The sequence below is a fragment of the Hydrogenophaga sp. NFH-34 genome, from assembly GCF_021401345.1.
Classification (GTDB): Bacteria; Pseudomonadota; Gammaproteobacteria; order Burkholderiales; family Burkholderiaceae_C; genus Hydrogenophaga; species Hydrogenophaga electricum.
Genome location: NZ_JACBGE010000059.1, coordinates 1 through 2,110 on the forward strand (window position 1 = coordinate 1; position 2,110 = coordinate 2,110).

3 protein-coding genes are annotated in these 2,110 nt (G+C 69.4%); all 3 read right to left on the bottom strand.

Annotated features, from left to right (window positions below; all coding sequences use genetic code 11):
* Positions 1-239: ATP-binding cassette domain-containing protein (locus L0977_RS25275; RefSeq protein ID WP_234267681.1), on the bottom strand; the 239-nt coding region annotated here is incomplete at its 3' end.
* A gap of 28 nt (positions 240-267) precedes the next feature.
* On the bottom strand, positions 268-1,254 hold the full coding sequence (locus L0977_RS25280; RefSeq protein WP_234267682.1) for a branched-chain amino acid ABC transporter permease: 987 nt from the start codon (positions 1,252-1,254) through the stop codon (positions 268-270).
* Between the two features lie 19 nt (positions 1,255-1,273).
* A partial coding sequence (locus L0977_RS25285; RefSeq protein ID WP_234267683.1) for a branched-chain amino acid ABC transporter permease occupies positions 1,274-2,110 on the bottom strand: 837 nt, incomplete at its 5' end.

The window sequence follows — 2,110 nt, forward strand, 5'->3', positions numbered from 1 at the left end:
CGCAGGCGCCGCTCGACCACGCCCAGGGCGCTGACGTCCTCGCCCATCAGGCTCACGCGCCCGCGGGTCAGGCGCCGCCGCCCGGTGATGGCGTCGATGACGGTGGATTTGCCCGCCCCGTTGGGGCCGATGAGGCCTCGGATCTGGCCTTTCTCCAGCGTCAGCGCGACGCCGTCCAGCGCCTTGACGCCGCCGTAGTGGATGGCCACGTCTTCGGCCTGCAACACGTAGGTACTCATGGGGTCTGTCTCCTGGGGAGCTCGGGGGTCAGTGGGCGCTGCCGGGCGCACGGGCCGGGGCCGGCACCGCGCGGCGGGCACCGGCCAGGCGCTGCAGCGCGCCGGCCACGCCGGTGGGCGAGAACACGATCACGGTGATCAGCGCCACGCCGAAGATGGTCATCCAGTGGGTGGCGTAGTCGCCCAGGATGTCCTTGAACAGGAAGTACACGACGGCGCCCAGCGGGGGACCCCACAGGACCTTGAAGCCCCCGACGACGACCATCATCAGCGCCATGCCCGAGAGGCTCCAGTGCAGCGTCTCCGGCGAGATGAAGCCGGTATTGAGCGAGGCCAGGATGCCAGCCACCCCGCTCACCAGCGCCGAGAGGGCGTAGACGGCGGCGCGCGGCAGCACGGTGGGGATGCCGATGAAGCGGGCGCGCTCTTCGTTGTCGCGCACGGCTTCGGTGATGGCGCCAAAGCGGCTGCGCAGCAGCAGTCCCAGCAGCAGCATGAGCACGACCAGCACGCTCCAGCACAGCACGAACAGGTTGCCAGGCTTGAGCAGCACGGATTGCGAGAGGCCGAACAGGGTGCTCGGCCAGTCCACGCTCATGCCGTCGGCCCCGCCGGTGAAGCCCCGGGCACGCGAGGCGCTGAGGAAGAACATCTGGCCGATGGCCAGGGTGAGCATGCCGAAGGCGATGCCCGGCACGCGCACGATCACCAGGCCGATCAGGAAGGCGAAGGCGCTGACCCCCACCAGGGTGACCAGCACGGCCAGCTCGGCCGGCATGAGGTTGAGCCGCAGCAGGATGCCGATGCCGTAGCCGGCACCGCCGAAGTAGAGGGCGTGGCCGAAGCTGACCAGGCCGTTCTGGCGCAGCAGCAGGCCGATGCCCATGGCAAAGATGGCGTAGATGACCGCCTGGGTGATCAGCGAGAGCGCCGTCCCCGAGGTCACCAGGGCGGCCACCAGGGGGCCGAGCACCAGCGCACCCAGGGTGCTCAGCAGCATGCGGGATGTGTTCATGGCACGGTTCTCCAGGGGCTCAGGTGCGGCTGCCGGCCAGGCCGGCGGGCTTCCAGATCAGCACGGCCACCATCAGGATGAAGGGCAGCAGCACGGCCACGTCGGGCAGGTACACGGCCCCCACGGCCTGCACCATGCCCAGCACCAGCGCAGCCACGAAGGCGCCAGCCAGCGAGCCGAGACCACCGATCACGACGACGACGAAGGAGTCGATGAGCACGTCCGAGCTCATCGAGGGCGAGAGCGAGAGGAAGGGCGCGGCCACCACGCCGGCAAGCCCGGCCAGTGCGGTGCCCAGGCCCACGACGCCGGCGCTGAGGGCGTCGGTGTTGACCCCTTGCATGGCGGTGGTCGTGGGGTCGGTGCTGGCCGCCCGCACGAACAGGCCCGCCCGGGAGTAGCGCAGCCACAGGCTCAGCCCCAGCGCCACGCCCGCCCCGACAAAGATCACCCCGATGCGGTAGGCAGGCAGCGCAGCGCCGAACAGGTCAACGGTGAAGCTCAGCAGCGCCGGGGTCTCCACCGAGAGGTTGCTCTTGCCCCAGACGGTCTGCACCAGGTCTTCAATGACCAGCAACAGCCCGAATGTCACCAGCACCACGGTCAGCGGGTCCCGCTCCTGCAGCAGCCGGAAACCGTACCGGTCCAGCAGCACGCCCAGCAGCGCCATCACCGCCGGCGCCGCCACCAAGGCCACCCAGAAGTTGCTGTGCAGCGCGATGCTGTAGCCCAGGTAGGCCCCCAGCATGTACAGCGAGCCGTGCGCAAAGTTCACCACCCGCCGCAGCCCGTAGATCAACGCCAGCCCCGAGCACATCACGATCAGCAATGACCCGTACACCAGACCGTTGAACAA